Source organism: Pseudomonas sp. Pseusp10 (genome assembly GCF_059492225.1).
On record NZ_CP168528.1, the window covers coordinates 2,725,192 to 2,741,013 of the forward strand.

The 15,822-nt window shown below is 59.9% G+C and carries 13 protein-coding genes; 8 read left to right on the forward strand and 5 right to left on the reverse strand.

The window, feature by feature from the left end; genetic code table 11:
- The first annotated feature begins 88 nt into the window (after positions 1–88).
- The 4 genes from ACEN8Z_RS12280 (at position 89) to ACEN8Z_RS12295 (ending at position 5,369) form a co-directional block, all read left to right on the forward strand.
- Positions 89–664 (forward strand): hypothetical protein, encoded by a 576-nt coding sequence (locus tag ACEN8Z_RS12280; RefSeq protein ID WP_495597818.1) that lies wholly within the window; start codon positions 89–91, stop codon positions 662–664.
- Positions 665–1,323: 659 nt separating this feature from the next.
- Positions 1,324–1,971, forward strand: coding sequence for a hypothetical protein (locus tag ACEN8Z_RS12285; RefSeq protein WP_495597819.1), 648 nt, complete (start codon positions 1,324–1,326; stop codon positions 1,969–1,971).
- A 249-nt stretch (positions 1,972–2,220) separates the two neighbouring features.
- Positions 2,221–4,260 (forward strand): 2,4-dienoyl-CoA reductase FMN-binding domain-containing protein, encoded by a 2,040-nt coding sequence (locus tag ACEN8Z_RS12290; RefSeq protein ID WP_495597820.1) that lies wholly within the window; start codon positions 2,221–2,223, stop codon positions 4,258–4,260.
- Positions 4,261–4,442: 182 nt separating this feature from the next.
- Positions 4,443–5,369, forward strand: coding sequence for a 1-aminocyclopropane-1-carboxylate deaminase/D-cysteine desulfhydrase (locus ACEN8Z_RS12295; protein ID WP_495597821.1), 927 nt, complete (start codon positions 4,443–4,445; stop codon positions 5,367–5,369).
- Between the two features lie 123 nt (positions 5,370–5,492).
- Here the strand turns inward: ACEN8Z_RS12295 and ACEN8Z_RS12300 are convergent, their stop codons facing one another.
- From ACEN8Z_RS12300 to ACEN8Z_RS12310, 3 genes are all read right to left on the reverse strand, one after another.
- Positions 5,493–6,053, reverse strand: a complete 561-nt coding sequence (locus tag ACEN8Z_RS12300; RefSeq protein ID WP_495597822.1) for a cytochrome b — start codon at positions 6,051–6,053, stop codon at positions 5,493–5,495.
- Between the two features lie 239 nt (positions 6,054–6,292).
- Positions 6,293–7,120: a phosphonoacetaldehyde hydrolase gene (phnX, locus tag ACEN8Z_RS12305; protein WP_495597823.1), complete on the reverse strand. Its 828-nt coding sequence runs from the start codon at positions 7,118–7,120 to the stop codon at positions 6,293–6,295.
- Between the two features lie 150 nt (positions 7,121–7,270).
- Positions 7,271–8,380 (reverse strand): 2-aminoethylphosphonate--pyruvate transaminase, encoded by a 1,110-nt coding sequence (locus tag ACEN8Z_RS12310; RefSeq protein WP_007999485.1) that lies wholly within the window; start codon positions 8,378–8,380, stop codon positions 7,271–7,273.
- Between the two features lie 109 nt (positions 8,381–8,489).
- Here ACEN8Z_RS12310 and ACEN8Z_RS12315 point away from each other — a divergent pair, with 109 nt between their 5' ends.
- Entirely contained in the window at positions 8,490–9,353 is an 864-nt protein-coding gene (locus ACEN8Z_RS12315; protein WP_495597824.1) for a LysR substrate-binding domain-containing protein, read from the forward strand.
- Positions 9,354–9,473: 120 nt separating this feature from the next.
- On the opposite strand, the gene ACEN8Z_RS12320 is transcribed toward ACEN8Z_RS12315, so the two are convergent.
- Positions 9,474–10,346: a LysR family transcriptional regulator gene (locus ACEN8Z_RS12320; protein ID WP_007989132.1), complete on the reverse strand. Its 873-nt coding sequence runs from the start codon at positions 10,344–10,346 to the stop codon at positions 9,474–9,476.
- A gap of 268 nt (positions 10,347–10,614) precedes the next feature.
- Here ACEN8Z_RS12320 and ACEN8Z_RS12325 point away from each other — a divergent pair, with 268 nt between their 5' ends.
- Positions 10,615–11,940, forward strand: a complete 1,326-nt coding sequence (locus ACEN8Z_RS12325; protein WP_495597825.1) for an MFS transporter — start codon at positions 10,615–10,617, stop codon at positions 11,938–11,940.
- A gap of 69 nt (positions 11,941–12,009) precedes the next feature.
- The gene (locus ACEN8Z_RS12330) at positions 12,010–13,401 is read left to right on the forward strand and encodes an FAD-dependent oxidoreductase (protein ID WP_108230182.1); all 1,392 of its coding nucleotides are present in this window, start codon (positions 12,010–12,012) and stop codon (positions 13,399–13,401) included.
- 3 nt (positions 13,402–13,404) lie between these two features.
- On the opposite strand, the gene ACEN8Z_RS12335 is transcribed toward ACEN8Z_RS12330, so the two are convergent.
- On the reverse strand, positions 13,405–14,826 hold the full coding sequence (locus ACEN8Z_RS12335) for a type VI secretion system Vgr family protein (protein WP_495597826.1): 1,422 nt from the start codon (positions 14,824–14,826) through the stop codon (positions 13,405–13,407).
- 225 nt (positions 14,827–15,051) lie between these two features.
- Between ACEN8Z_RS12335 and ACEN8Z_RS12340 the strand changes: the two genes are divergently transcribed.
- Entirely contained in the window at positions 15,052–15,756 is a 705-nt protein-coding gene (locus ACEN8Z_RS12340) for a YebC/PmpR family DNA-binding transcriptional regulator (RefSeq protein ID WP_008051121.1), read from the forward strand.
- Positions 15,757–15,822: the final 66 nt, after the last annotated feature.

Sequence of the window (15,822 nt, forward strand, 5' to 3'; positions counted from 1 at the left end):
GGGGTGCCAGCAGCGTACTGGAACTCATCAAAGCAGGTTGGAACCGAACTGCGAAATCAAAGAAACAATGGAAAAAGGAAACCCTGCCTTGAACATTTCAGCCATCTGCGTCTTGAGCAGCCTTTTGGTTGCGGTCGCGGCTTCTGCTACCGGGGTTACTTCGGTCTTCGACCTGGACTTCACCAGGTCAGCCACGGAAACGCTGAAAAAACTGGACATCAACGACGCTTTTATTATCGCCGTCTCAAGTCCTGCTGCGTTTACCTTCTGCCGCAAAGGTTCGTCAACGCTCTGGAAGTATCAGGTGTTGGATCTGGAGCAACTGGCGGCGATCCAGAATGGCCAGAAGCGGTCTTCGACGGACTATCAACTAATCACGGTTGCGCAAGTCTATAGCGTTGCCTGTGCACAGAATCACCTTGCGCCATTGGTTAAACCGCCTATCAGGCGTGGACTTGTCCTCGGCCTGATTACCCTGCTTCTGTTAGTCGGCCTCCGATATACCTACCGGGCAATCATGGATTGCCGTTATGACCAGACCGGTTTTTCGAAGCCCGGCTTGCAGCGATTGAGCGAATCCCGATTACCGTACAATTCAACAGTCATGGCGTTGGCCGCATGGGGTATGGCGGCAGCTACGGCATTTGTTTACTTCGGGTTTTGAATATGACACAGGTCCTCGTATTCCAGTTTGATCCGCGACCCAAACTTCCATTCGCTGACGATCAAGTAACCTGGTTCGCACCCTGATTGTTTCAATTAATCCTGCGTTGTTGCCTGCCTGAAAGGGGGGGCGGATTGCGGTGGAATCCGCAGTGAGACTTTGCTCTGGATGAGAGTCGCTCGCTATTGTGCGTGTTGTCGGATGTATAACAACTAGTGGATCCAATATGCAGTTGTAAAAGTGCATGTAGTCAAGCAGGCCAGTTGTGGTGTGGCATAGCGTGAAAGTTGACTCATTACCGTCGCTTCATGTGCACTTGCGTTACGCACCGTTTGTCGGTGGCTTGCTCGGAAAGTGAACATTGCAGCGTCTGTGGCCTCTGATTCCCAAGCACGTCAGCCATGACCTGCCCCAGCAATCGCAAAAAAAGAAGTGGAAGTTGAATCTCAAATGCAGTGAGTGCAAATGGGGTTTTTATCTGAAATTCAGGGAGGGGATAAACAAGCCGGTCATTGATTTGCCAGGCGAATCAATGAGGTTAACAGTGCCGAGTCCATGATTTGGCTTATCTTTTAGAAGTAAGGTCGCACAGGGTTTTAATAATTAAAAATCCTGTCAGTTAGTCGATCTGTACTGTCGAATAAGGTGGAGAAAATACTGTGGCGATAAATACAATCATGAGCCTGCTGGAAAATAAACAATTCCTGGAGTTTTTACGTCTGGGTGTTATTTACGTTCATTTAGTGGCGTGTTGTGTAGCCATTGGTTTGGTGTTGACCAGTGATGTCGCTATGGTTAAAGACCTGTTAAGGCGAAAGGTATTCACTGAGCATGATAATGCTCACATGGAAAGCCTTCAGAAGTCTGTCATCGTTGCGCTGATAGCTCTGTGGGTAACGGGTGTCGCTGTCGTCGGTATCGATTACCTGGATAAAGGTGTCGAATACTTCATGAATCCAAAGCTTCAAGCCAAAGTCATTATTGTCGCGTTATTGAGTTACAACGGCGTCTTGTTGCATCGCCTGGTACTGCCAGCCCTGCAAAAGGCAGGTTCGTTGCTCAATCTCGGATTCAGTGCACGGATATTGGCGTTAGCCTGCGGCTCGTTGTCGGCAGTGTCCTGGATGTATGCCGCCATGCTGGGTGTCGGGCGCCCTTTGGCCTGGAAGTACTCCCTTTCCGAACTGTTGATGGCTTATCCGGTACTGATTGTGCTCGGGTTCCTGATGATGCTGGCGCTGACTCAGCGAGCGAAGCAACAGGACGACTACGTTGCACCTCAGCAGACGGTAGCAGGCGCATGCTAAGCCGGTTCTGCGCGTAAACCTTGCGGGCTTGTCCAAAGTCCGAAAGGTGCGACCTTCCTGGAGCAGGTTTCAACCCGGACCTGCACCGGAAGGTCGTTTTAGTGTCGAATTGTAGCTGCTCATTTCGATCATTAAGTTGTCAGTTACAGTCATTGAGCGACAGCGTCGCGACTCTTAGTCTGTCGAACATGACTGATGGGGGCCGTAGAGCTCCTGCACTTTCCGTGATCGCTCGATGTGGAGTTACCGATGACCGCCGCTCAATACCCGCACCTGTTGGCTCCGCTGGACCTGGGTTTCACCACGCTGCGCAATCGCACCCTGATGGGGTCGATGCACACCGGTCTTGAAGAAAAGCCGGGTGGCTTCGAACGCATGGCGGCGTACTTCGCCGAACGTGCCCGTGGCGGTGTCGGCCTGATGGTCACCGGCGGTATCGGCCCGAATGACGAGGGCGGCGTGTATTCCGGTGCGGCCAAGCTGACGACCGAAGAAGAGGCGTTCAAGCACCGTATCGTCACCCGTGCCGTGCATGACGCAGGCGGTAAAATCTGCATGCAGATCCTCCATGCCGGTCGTTATGCCTACAGCCCGAAACAGGTCGCGCCCAGTGCGATACAGGCGCCGATCAACCCGTTCAAGCCCAAGGAACTGGACGAGGAAGGCATCGAGAAGCAGATCAGCGATTTCGTCACCTGCTCGGTACTGGCACAAACCGCCGAGTACGACGGTGTGGAAATCATGGGCTCCGAAGGTTATTTCATTAACCAGTTCCTCGCCGCCCACACCAACCACCGTACCGACCGCTGGGGCGGCAGCTACGAAAACCGCATGCGCCTGCCAGTGGAAATCGTTCGTCGCGTGCGTGATGCAGTTGGCCCGAATTTCATCATCATCTTCCGTCTGTCGATGCTCGACCTGGTCGAAGGTGGCAGCACCTGGGAAGAAATCGTGCAACTGGCCAAGGCCATCGAGCAGGCCGGCGCGACCATCATCAACACCGGTATCGGCTGGCACGAAGCGCGAATTCCGACCATCGCCACCAAAGTGCCGCGTGCGGCGTTCAGCAAGGTCACGGCCAAGCTGCGGGGCTCGGTCAATATTCCGTTGATCACCACCAACCGTATCAACACCCCGGAAGTCGCCGAGCAGATTCTCGCCGAGGGCGATGCCGACATGGTGTCCATGGCGCGGCCGTTCCTCGCCGACCCGGATTTCGTCAACAAGGCCGCTGAAGGTCGCGCCGATGAAATCAACACCTGCATCGGCTGCAACCAGGCCTGCCTTGATCACACCTTTGGCGGCAAGTTGACCAGTTGCCTGGTCAACCCGCGTGCCTGCCACGAAACCGAACTCAATTACCTGCCGGTGCAGCAACTGAAGAAAATCGCCGTGGTCGGTGCCGGCCCTGCCGGTTTGTCCGCCGCGACCGTGGCCGCCGAGCGTGGCCATCAGGTGACGCTGTTCGATTCGGCCAGCGAAATCGGCGGTCAGTTCAACATCGCCAAGCGCGTTCCGGGCAAGGAAGAGTTCTTTGAGACCATTCGCTACTTCAACCGCAAGTTGCAGACCACCAACGTCGAGGTGTGCCTGAACACCCGCGTTGACGTGGCCTCGCTGCTCGAGGGCGGCTACGACGAGATCATCCTGGCCACCGGTATTGCGCCGCGCGTGCCGGCGATTCCGGGAGTGGAAAACGCCAAGGTGTTGAGCTACCTGGATGTGATCCTGGGGCGTAAACCGGTCGGCAAGCGTGTCGCGGTGATTGGTGCCGGTGGTATCGGTTTCGACGTTTCCGAGTTCCTCGTTCATGAAGGCGTGGCTACCAGTCAGGATCGCACCGCGTTCTGGAGGGAATGGGGCATCGATACGCACCTTGAGGCACGCGGTGGTGTTGCCGGTATCAAGGCTGCGCCCCATGCGCCGGCCCGAGAGGTGTTCCTGCTGCAACGCAAGAAGTCCAAGGTCGGCGACGGCCTGGGCAAGACCACCGGCTGGATTCATCGCACGGGTCTGAAGAACAAGCAGGTACAGATGCTCAACAGCGTTGAATACCTGAAGATCGACGACGAAGGCCTGCACATCCGCATCGGTGAAACCGGCGAACCGCAGGTGCTGCCGGTGGACAACATCGTGATTTGCGCCGGGCAGGATCCGCTGCGTGAATTGCATGAAAGCCTGGTGGCAGCGGGGCAGAACGTGCATCTGATCGGCGGCGCGGACGTCGCGGCGGAGCTGGATGCCAAGCGGGCGATCAATCAGGGGTCGCGGTTGGCTGCGCAGTTGTAATAGCAGGTTCAGCGTACCAATGGCCATCGCGAGCGAGCTCGCTCCCACAGTTATTGCGTTGTTCATGAGTTCTGTGAGCGACACAAATCCACTGCGGGAGCGGCGGTGCGACGATTCGACTTACCCGCGATAGCGTCCGCATGGCTGTTAAGATGCCGGCTCTTCACCTAGAGCCGGCATTGATGCTTCTCCCTCCCGACACCTGGCTACCCCAGGCCCCTCTCGAACGCCTTGATCTCGACTGGCTTGCTCACGCCGGCATCGAAGTCGCCATCCTGCGTCTGGACAAGATCGACCCGCTGATCAGCGGCAACAAATGGTTCAAGCTCATCGAGCACCTGAAGACCGCCGAGCGCATTGGTGCCGAAGGCATCATCAGTCTCGGTGGGGCGCACTCCAATCACCTCCACGCGTTGGCGGCGGCGGGCAAGCGTTTCGGCTTTTCCACCGTCGGCCTGTTGCGCGGGCATCCTCAGGAAACGCCAACGGTGAGGGATTTGCAGGCGTTCGGCATGCAGTTGCACTGGCTGGGTTACGGCGGCTATCGGGCGCGACATGAAGCGGGTTTTTGGCAGCCCTGGCAAACGCAGTATCCGACGTTGCATCCGGTGCCTGAAGGTGGAGGCGGATTACCCGGCGCACGAGGGTGCATGCAGTTGCGGGCGCAGGTTGGTGCGCAACTGGCTGGATTGGGCTGGAGTGATTACGACGGCTGGTGGCTGGCCTGCGGCACCGGCACGACCCTCGCGGGGCTGGTGCTGGCCGAAGCCGGTGATCATCCGGTTTACGGGGCGTTGGCGGTGCCTGACGATCATGGCGTGGCGCAGCAGGTCGAGATGATCGTGGGGCAAGCGGGCGTGTCAAATCCGGTGTATGAATTGTTTGAGGCCAGTCGCGGCGGGTTTGCCAAGGTTGATCCGCTGCTGCTCGACTTCATCGAAAAGACCGGGCAGGCCAGCGGCATCCCCCTGGAACCGCTGTATACGGGCAAAGCGCTGCTGGCACTCAAGCAGCAAGTCGAAGCGGGCCGATTCGCCCAAGGTACGCGACTGATCTTCATCCACACCGGCGGCTTGCAGGGGTGGCGGGGGTTCAGTCCACAAATCTGAAGCACACACGCAATCTCATGTGGGAGCGAGCCTGCTCGCGATGGCGATCCGTCAGGCAATGATGATTCGCCTGACACTCCGCTATCGCGAGCAGGCTCGCTCCCACAGGTTTTGCCAGTGGCCTCAGGTATCGCGGTTCACGCTCTTGGGCATCATCCGCAGCAAGGTGTTATCGCCCACCACATAGTGGTGATACAGCGCGGCCGCGGCATGCAGGCCGATCAGCCAATAGCCGATAGTGCCGCCGAGCTCGTGCCAGTCCTGGAGTTGTTTGGCCAGGTCCTTGTTTTCCGCTATCAGCATCGGCAGGTCGAAACCATAGAACATCACCTGATTGCCTTTGGCGCTGACGACCAGCCACCCGAGAATCGGCGTGGCGATCATGAAAATGTACAGCGCCCAGTGCATCAGCCTGGCCAGTGTCGTTTGCCAGTGCGGCGAGGCCGGGAAGACCTCCGGCGCCGGGCCTAGACTGCGTGCGAACAATCGCAGCCAGACCAGAACGAATACGGTCAGGCCGAGCATGAAGTGCGATTCGACGATCAGCGTGCGCCCGCCACTGCCCTTGGGAAAGAGCCCGCGAAACTCGATACAGGCGTAAACCAGCACCAGCAGGACCAGCATCAACCAATGCAGCGCGATCGATACGGTGCTGTAGCGCGAGGCGGAATTTTTCCACGGCATACGGTGTTCCTCAGAGGTCCGGTTTAAAGCCACCGTTCTTGTCCGACGGTGTGCTTTAACTGTAATCCTGTTTCACCGGGTTTGCCTGAGGCGATTGGTCGCTGAATGCCCTCGTTCATATCCTGGACAGAAAAACCTGTAGGAGCGAGCTTGCTCGCGATGGAGTGTCAGATACGTTGATGTCGACTGACACACCATCGCGAGCAAGCTCGCTCCTACAGGGGGGGGAGTTGCGTTTTTTAGCTCGATTGCGGCATTTCGCCTTTGGCCAGACGCTTGTTGATGTCGGCGATCACTTCCGGCAGATCGGTGATGGTGTCGATCATGTAGTGCGGGCGCGAACCTTCGAACATGGCGTGGATGCGCTTGCGTTCGCTGTCCAGTTGGTCGCTGCCCAGCGCGCGATAACCTTCGTAGTCCAGGCCCAGGGCGTTGCCCGAGCAGATCAAAGCCACGGTCCACATGCCGGCGCGGCGACCTTCGAGAATGCCCGGCACAGTGTCATCGATCTTCACGCACGCGGCGACATCGTCGATGCCCAGGGCGATGACGTTGGCCAGCGCCTGGGCCGGCCATGGGCGGCCATTTGGGACTTCGTCGGTGGCGACCACGTGATCGGCGACGTAGCCGTTGGTGGCGGCCAGTTCGACCACTTTGTCCATGACCTGTTTCGGGTAACCGGAGCAGGAGCCAATCCTGATCCCTTGCTGGCGCAGGTTGGCAATGGTCTCCAGCGCCCCCGGAATCAGCGCCGAGTGTTCGGCGATTTTTTCGATCTGCAGGGGCATGAAGCGCTGGTAGATCGCGGTGACGTCATCGTCGGTCGGCGTGCGGCCGAACACTTTGCGATAACGCTCGGCAACTTCCGGCTGATCGCACAAGGTGCGGATGTGGTCCCACTTGCCCATGCCCATCGGGCCACGGGCTTCTTCGATGGACACCTGGACGTCGAACTCGGCGAAGGCCTCGACGAAAATCTGCGTCGGGGCGAAGGAGCCGAAGTCGACCACGGTGCCGGCCCAGTCGAGGATGGCGGCTTGCAGTTTGGTTGGGTTGGTGTAGTTCATGGTGATCTGAATCCTGTAATAACTGGCTATTGAAGAGCAGCTTTACTGTAGGAGCGAGCTTGCTCGCGATGGTCTTTCATTCAACAGGTGTGTCGACTGACCGGGCCTCATCGCGAGCAAGCTCGCTCCTACAGGGGAATGCGGTGTGATCTAGATGTCGAGGACTTCCATCTCGCGCAGTACTTCAGCGATCGCCGCTACGGCTTCGCGCATTTCGGCTGGCTGGACATGACCGATGCAGCCGACGCGGAAGGTTTCGACCTGGGTCAGTTTGCCGGGGTAGAGGATGTAACCCTTGGCCTTGACCCGCTCGTAGAACTCCTTGAACTGGTAGCGCGGATCTTTCGGGGCATGGAAGGTGGCGATGATCGGTGCCTGAATGGCCGCGGGCAGGAAGCTGCGCAGCCCGAGTTTGCCCATCTCCTCCATCAGTGCCTGACAGTTGGCGGCGTAACGTTCGTGCCGGGCCGGCAAGCCGCCTTCTTCGTTGTACTGCAGCAGGGCTTCATGCAGCGCCGCGACCACATGGGTCGGCGGGGTGAAGCGCCACTGGCCGGTCTTGGCCATGTAAGCGTGCTGGTCCTGCAAGTCCATCGCCAGCGAATGCGAGTTGCCGGCGGCGCTGGCCAGGGATTCTTTGCGGGCGAAGACAAAGCCCATGCCTGGCACGCCTTCCAGGCATTTGCCCGAGGCGGCGATCAGTGCATCGAAGGGCACCTGTTGCGCGTCCACCGGCAGCGCGCCGAACGAGCTCATGGCGTCGATGATCAGGCGTTTGCCGTGTTGTGCAATGACGTCAGCGATTTCTGGCAGCGGATTGAGGATGCCGGTGCTGGTTTCACAGTGAATCAGGGCGACGTGGGTGATGCCGTTATCTGCACGCAGCAGACGGTCGACGTCGGCGGCGGTGGTCGGTTCGTCTTCGGCGGTTTCGAAGGTGCTGAAGGCGCGGCCCAGCACTTCACAGATTTTTGCCAGGCGTTTGCCGTAGGCGCCGTTGATCAGTACCAGAACCTTGCCGTCCCGAGGCACCAGGGTGCCGATCGCCGCCTCGACCGCGAAGGTGCCGCTGCCTTGCAGGGGCACGCAGTGGTGAGTGGCGGCGCCGTTGATGATCGCCAGCAGTTGCTCGCAGAGGCTGGCGGTCAGTTGATTGAAGCGGTCATCCCATGAACCCCAGTCGATCATCATCGCCTGACGGGTGCGGGGCGAAGTGGTCAACGGGCCGGGGGTGAGCAGGATGGGTGCGGCAGTACTCATTCTCGTGTCCTCGCAATCGATGGGATGAAGCTACGTGGCCTAAATTGCAATTTGCCGAGTTATCAATCAAATTGTTTGTTGTTATGCCAGCCATCAGTGAGAGTTATTCATGAACCTGTTTCAGCTCCGCGCCTTCGATGCCGTGGCCCGGGAAGGCAGCTTTACCCGGGCGGCGGCGCGGCTGTTCATCAGCCAGCCGGCGGTCACCGGGCACATCAAGGCCCTGGAGGAGCACTACCAGATCACCTTGTTGCGTCGCACCGCCCGACGGGTGGAACTGACGGAGGAGGGCACCAAACTCGCGGCCATCACCCGGGCGATGTTCGGTCTGGCCGAAGAGGCACAGGTGATGCTTGAAGCCAACCGACAGTTGCTGACCGGGCGCCTGGAGGTGGCGGCGGACGGTCCGCACATGGTCATGCCGATGCTCGCCAGTCTGCGCGCGCGCTATCCGGGGATCACGGTGAACCTGCGCCTGGGCAACGCCCAGGAAACCCTGGCGGCGCTGCTGTCCGAACATGCCGACGTGGCGGTCCTGACCGAAGTCGAGCCGCGCAAGGGCTTGCATCTGCAGGCGCTGAGCGAATCACGGATTTGTGCGCTGGTGCCCGACGGGCATCCTTGGGCGCAGAAGGCCAAAGGCGTACAGCTCAGGGAGCTGGATCAGGTGATCATGGTGCTGCGCGAGCCGAGTTCGATTACCCGGCGCACCTTCGACGAGGCTTGCGCCCAGGCCAAGGTCAATCCACGGGTGCTGCTGGAACTGGACAGCCGCGAAGCGGTGACCGAGGCGGTGGCCGCCGAACTGGGGGTCGGGGTGGTGTCGTCGGTGGAGGTCAGCCATGACCCGCGGGTGGCGGCAGTACCGATCATTGGCGAGGGGTTGGTGAATCGGCACATGATCGGTTGCATGGAGCGGCGGCGGGATTTGCGGTTGATTCAGGCGTTTTTGGGGCTGGCGCCTGTCAGGTAGACCGAGTCGCCTGCATTCGCGAGCAAGCCCGCTCCCACAGTGTTCTGTGTCGTACACAAAATCGGCGAGAAGCATAAATCCCTGTGGGAGCGAGCTTGCTCGCGATGAGGCCGGACCTGCCTACGCAAGACTCTCGCGCACCATCTGCAGAAAGGTCGCCACCAGCCGCCGCGAACTCTGCTCGCGCAAGCACACCAGCGTCTCGGTCAATCGTCGTTTGCAGTCGGTAATCGGTAACGCGCACACCCTGGAGTCCGCACCGAACTCGGCGGCGGACACCACGCCAACGCCAATTCCCACCACCACCGCCTCACGCGCCGCTTCCCGGCCTTCGACCTGTATCGCCGGACGAATCCGAAACCCGGCGCCGGCCATTTCTTCCTCCAGGGTCTGGCGCGTCACCGAACCGATTTCCCGCAACACCAGTGGCGTGTCGTCGAGGTCCGCAAGGGTAATGGATTCGCGGTCGGCCCACGGATGATTGCGCGACACGAACGCCACCATCGGGTCGTTACGCAGGGGCAGGGAGATCAGCCGTTCATCGCTGACGTCACGGCCGAGCAACGCCAGGTCGGCCTGATAGTTGAACAGTCGAAACAGCGACTCATCGGTGTTGCCGGTTTCGATCTTCACGCTGATCCCGGGGTAGCGTTCGCAGAACCGCGCGATCTGCGGCAGCACGTGCACCGGTGCATCCACCGCCAGAATCAGGCTGCCGGTCTGCAAGGCCTGGGACTCCTGCAGCAGTTCCTGGGCTTCCGCCTCGATCACAAAAAGCCGCTGGGTAACGCTCAGCAGGCGCTCACCCAGATCGGTCAGGCGCACCGAACGCTTGTTGCGGTGAAACAGCAAAACCCCGTAGCGCTCTTCGAGTTTGCGCACCTGGTCGGAAATCGCCGGTTGCGTCAGAAAAAGCCGCTCGGCGGCTTTGGTAAAGCTTCCATGGACCGCCACGGCGTGGAACGCTTTGAGCTGGGCGTGGGAAACCGACATGGGAATCTCCAGTAACAAGCTGAGCTTATTTTTGAAATACGATAAATCGATTTCACTTATTAATCAGTAATTGTTTTTATCCACCTCAGCCCCGGTGACTGGTCAATCGAACAGCAGCGGGTGCCATGAGCCTGTGCGTGCAACTACAGGACTCATCTGACCGGAATCGCCCACAGGGACAAGGTGATTTCGCAGTGCTCAACAATAAAAACACAGGCGTTTTCTTCCAATTCTGCCGGCACACTCACACCCTGAGGTCAGAACCACAATGAACAAGCACATCGGCACCATCAAGCGTTGGCGCGTGCAGATCTTCGCGATCACCTGGCTCGCCTACGCCGCTTTCTACTTCACCCGCAAAGCCTTCTCGGTGGCCAAGCTCGGCATCGCCGAAGACCCGACCTTCATGCTCGACAAAATGGCCATGGCCAACCTCGACGCCATCTACCTGACGGCTTACGCCGTCGGTCAATTCACCTGGGGCATCCTGGCCGACCGTTTCGGGCCGCGGGTGGTGGTGCTTGGCGGGTTGCTGATTTCCGCTGGCGCGGCGCTGGTGATGGGTAACTTCGCAACATTACCGATTTTCGCTACCTGCATGCTGATACAAGGCCTGGCGCAGTCCACCGGTTGGTCGGGGCTGTGCAAGAACCTCGGCAGTTTCTTCCCCTCCGAACAACGCGGGCGGGTATTGGGCCTATGGAGTTCCTGCTACGCCTTTGGCGGTCTCGTGGCGTCGCCGTTTGCCGGGTGGTGGGCGTATACGCTCATCGGCACCTGGCATGCGGCGTTTGTTTCCAGTGCGGCGGTGGTTGGGCTGGTCGCCGTGCTGTTTTTTATTTTCCAACGCAACAAACCGGAAGACGTGGGCTTGCCGGCCGTGGAGCCGGAGCCCGAACTGACGGCTGAAGAAACCCTTGCCCAAAGCAAAATAAGCATCTGGGAGCCGCTGAAGGGAATCCTGCGCAACCGCACGGTGCTGGTGCTGGGGTTGGCGTACTTCATGCTGAAACCGGCGCGTTACGCGATCCTGCTGTGGGGGCCGGTGATCGTCTTCGAACAGATGCCTTCGGTGGGCAAGGTCGGTGCGGCGATCATTCCGACCTCGTTCGAGCTGGCCGGGTTGCTCGGGCCGATCATGATCGGCCTGGCCTCGGACAAACTGTTCGGCGCCCGGCGCATGCCCGCTTGTGTGCTCAGCCTGTTGGCACTGACCGTGTCTTTGGCGCTGTTCATGGGTGCCTTGCACACCGGCAGTGTGATCCTGGTGGTGGCATTGCTGTTCGTCATGGGCCTGACCCTTTATGGACCTGACTCGATGATCAGCGGTGCGGCCGCCATCGACTTCGGCACCGCCAAGGCCGGGGCGACGGCGGCCGGGTTCGTCAACGGCTGCGGCTCGGTCGGGGCGATTCTCGGCGGGCTGCTGCCGGGCTACTTCGACACCGTTACCGTGTTCATCGTCTTCGCCGGCTGCGCAATGTTCTCCGCACTGGTGTTGATCCCGCACTGGAACAGCCGCCCTGGCGGTTTGGGTACTCACTTCGCCTACGTACCCAATCAAGCGATGACCGTCAAACCCCTGCGTTCCTGAATCCCGTCCCTCGCGGCCTGCTGCGTCTGCGGCAGGCCGGCGTGTGGGCCACTGACTGGAGATTGACCCATGAGACCCTTTTGGCTGGACCAGGCCTTGAAGGCTGATGCATCCGAAACCTGTCCGCCACTGGAAGGCGACAGCCGCGCCGACGTGTGCATCGTCGGCGGCGGTTACACCGGGTTATGGACCGCGATCATGCTCAAGGAACAGAACCCAGAACTCGACGTGTTGCTGATCGAAGCGGATATCTGCGGTGCCGGGGCCAGTGGACGCAATGGTGGTTGTGCATTGTCGTGGTCGGCCAAGTATTTCACCCTTGAGCGTTTGTTCGGCGTCGAAGAGGCGGTGCGCCTGGTCAAGGAGTCCGAGCGCAGCATCCATGCCATCGGTGCCTTCTGCGAACAATATGCGGTGGACGCCGATTACCGCCTCGACGGTACGCTCTACACTGCCACCAATCGTGCCCAATGCGGCTCGACCGATGCGGTCATCGCCGCGCTGGAGCGCAACGGCATCAACTCGTTCACCCAGCGACCGGTGGCCGATGTGCAGCGCATGGCCGGTTCCAGCAAACACCTGGAGGGCTGGTTTTCCCCGGCCGCGGCCAGTGTGCAGCCGGGCAAACTGGTACGTGGTCTACGTCGGGTCGCCCTGCAATTGGGTGTGAGGATTCACGAAAATACCGCGATGACCGGGCTGGAAGAGGGCCGGCCGGCGGGCATCCAAACCCCCAATGGCACCATTCGCGCTGACCGCGTGGTGCTGGCGATGAACGCCTGGATGGCCCGGGCGTTCCCGCAGTTCGAACGCAGCGTGGCGATCGTTTCCAGCGACATGCTGATCACCGAGCCACGGCCGGATTTGCTCGATGAAATCGGCTTGACCAGCGGTGTCACGGTGCTCGATTCGCGGATTTTCGTGCACTACTACCACAACACCCCCGACGGCCGGATCATGCTCGGCAAGGGCGGCAATACCTTCGCTTATGGCGGACGCATGCTGCCGGTGTTCGATCAGCCTTCGCCTTATGCTGGTCTGTTGCAGAACAGCCTGACGGATTTCTTCCCGGCGTTTGCCGACGTCAAGGTCGAGGCGACCTGGAATGGTCCGTCGGATCGTTCGGTGACCGGGCTGCCGTTTTTCGGGCAGATGAGCGCCAGTGGCAATGTGTTCTACGGTTTCGGCTACTCCGGCAGCGGTGTCGGGCCATGCCATATGGGCGGGCAGATTCTGGCGTCGATGGTCCAGGGCCTGGACAACCCCTGGACCCGCTCGCCGCTGGTCAACGGGCCGCTGGGGTTTTTCCCGCCGGAGCCGATTCGCTACATCGGTTCGCTGATGGTGCGCAACGCCATCCGCCGCAAGGAGCGAGCGGAGGATCACGGGCGTCGGCCACGGCATCTGGACGTGCGTCTGGCGAAGTTCGCCGCTGCGGCCGGCAAGGCCGACAAGGGTTGAGCATCAGGGCGCAAGGTCCGAGCGGTTGAGCAGCCAGTCGAACAGCAGGCGGGTATCGCCACGGGGCTCGCGCGGACGAGGGTGGCGAGGTTGTGGCCGAGGGCCCATGGCCGTGCAGAGCACCGGGCGATCCGGATCACTGTCGAGGAAAATCACCAGTACTTCGCTGCCAGCCACGGGCAAGCGGGTTGGATCAATCCAGTCCTCGGCGGTGGTCAGCGCCAGCGGTAGCCACAGGCCATCGGACGCCTCTGCGGCTGATTGTGTGGCGGGCCAGAGGTGCACCTGAACCCGGCCATCTTCATCCACTGCCGCCGGTTGCCCGACCGGGCCGCACACCTGGCCGGGCTGATACCCGGGGATACTCGGTCTGGGTTGTTTGAGCGCAGGCCTGAACACCGTCGACCAAGGGATGGCGCTGAATTGATTGCCGTAGCCCGGCGGCATGCCCGGCGCGTCGTCGAGCAGAATGGATGACTGACGCCCCTGATGGCGGATTTCGGTGACCAGCCATTGATCGTTGAAATTCGCCAGCGGATGCCCGGCCACCTGAACGATCCGGCCACTGCGTAATGCACCCTGGTTACTTTGACCGTGGATCTGCAGGTGTCGGCAGCGCAGGCGTTCCAGTTGGCGACGGCTGAGCTGGTCGCGATGCTGTTGTTCGCGAGCGGGAAAGTGTCTCGCAGTGGCGAACGAGTGATTGGCTGCGCCGTCGCTGATGTCCGGTGCACCAGGATTCCTGGCACTTGGCTGCACGGGGGAGCGCGGAGCGTCATGGCGCTGGAACAATTCGCTGATCACCGGTTCGTGGTGTTCATCGAGGGCGTCGCTGCGCAGCGGCATGCACAGCGGTTCCTGGGGGAAACTCAGGCTGTCATCTGCCAGCACCAGCACATGGCCGTCGCGTTGATGCTCGAAGTGATAATGAATGCCTTCTTCCTCGCACAACCGTTGCAGCAACGCCAGGTCGGTTTCTTCGTACTGAATGCAAAAAGGTCGCAGGGGATAGTGCCCGGTTGCCAGTTCAAAGCGATAACTGCCAGCGGGCAGCGCATGTTCCTCCAGCAACTGGCGCAGGATCATGGGCACGCTGGCGCGCTGGAAAACCCGTCGGCAGCGTTGCTGATCCAGCGCCTGGACACGGGGCACCAACACCAGTTTGTAAGCGACCCGGTGTGCGCTTCGATGTTCACAGCCGGCGCTGTGCAACACACCATGAATGCCTTGGTCGTGGCCAAATTCGAGGAACGCCGGCTGGTGCAGCAATCGTTCGAGGTTCAGGGCCGGTGCCAGCCCGATAACCTCGATGTCGAATCGATAGGGCTGGTTGAGTGCTTCATGACCGCTGAACCGGACTACCTGGAAACTCAGGTCGTCATCGAGAAGCGTCAGGGTGGTGGGACTTTCCTTGTCGTTGTGCATCGAACACGCTGCTGCCGTTGAATAGGGGGCAAAGCGTACGAAACCCCGGCGCATTGCGGACACGCTAAAGCGGCATTTCAGAATCCCCCTACAACCGCTGGTGAAGATGTCGATGCCAGTCGGGATTTTTTGGTCGATTGCCAACTTTAGGCCGTATAAACTTGCGCAATGCGTCGGCCAATAGATGTCTCGGCGCCACAGATGCCACAGATAAGAGAGTGAGAAATGGGCGCACAGTGGAAGGTTAAACACAAAGAAGCGGCAGCCAATGCCAAGGGCAAGATCTTCGGCAAACTGGTGAAGGAAATCACCATTGCTGCGCGCAACGGTGCCGATATTGCTACCAACGCGCATTTGCGTCTGGTGGTTGAACAGGCCAAGAAAGCTTCGATGCCCAAGGAAACACTGGATCGCGCCATCAAGAAGGGTGCGGGCCTGTTGGGCGAGACCGTGCAATACCATCGCGTGACCTATGAAGGGTTCGCCCCGCATCAGGTGCCGTTGATCGTTGAATGCGTGACCGACAACATCAACCGCACCGTCGCCGAGATCCGCGTGGCGTTCCGCAAGGGCCAACTGGGCGCTTCCGGTTCGGTGGCCTGGGACTTCAACCATGTCGGCATGATCGAAGCGTCGCCGGACACCCCGGACGCCGACCCGGAAATGGCCGCCATCGAAGCCGGTGCGCAGGATTTCGAACCGGGTGAAGAGGGTGCAACCCTGTTCCTGACCGAGCCGACCGACCTCGACGCGGTACAGAAAGCCCTGCCGGAACAAGGCTTCACCGTGCTGTCGGCAAAACTGGGCTACCAGCCGAAAAACCCGGTCAGCGGCCTGAGCGATGAGCAGATGGCTGAAGTCGAAGCGTTCCTCGAAGGCCTCGATAACCATGACGACGTGCAGGATATGTTTGTCGGGTTGGCGGGTTGATCTGATTCGCCAGTGACACCGTCATCGCGAGCAAGCTCGCTCCCACAGTTGACCGAGTTGTCTGAT